Source organism: Ferrovum myxofaciens, assembly GCF_000735045.1.
Taxonomy (GTDB): domain Bacteria; phylum Pseudomonadota; class Gammaproteobacteria; order Burkholderiales; family Ferrovaceae; genus Ferrovum; species Ferrovum myxofaciens.
Genome location: NZ_JPOQ01000233.1, coordinates 1 through 273 on the forward strand (window position 1 = coordinate 1; position 273 = coordinate 273).

General features: G+C 60.1%; 1 protein-coding gene. It reads right to left on the reverse strand.

Annotated elements, in window-relative coordinates:
- Nucleotides 1-273: IS66 family transposase (locus tag IV91_RS0113030; protein ID WP_031599166.1), on the reverse strand; the 273-nt coding region annotated here is incomplete at both ends.

Here is a 273-nt window from a genome sequence, read left to right on the forward strand (position 1 = left end):
TTCAGAAATACCCGCAGCCCTGCCTCCCGTTCCCGCGCGTAGCCCATGGCCTCCGTCAGGGGACTGCTGGGCAGGAAGTCCTGCTTGCGAAACTGCTCCTCGATCCAGGCAAAGAAGGACTCCACCGCAGGCTTGCTGTGCTTCAAACGGTGGGACTGCTTCTCCTTCCCCGTGAGTTGTGCGGCGCGGATGTCTTCCTCCACTCGATAGATCTGGCCGATCAGATTCAGCGCAATTTCAGCACGCTCTGGTTCCACGCCGCGGGCATTATGA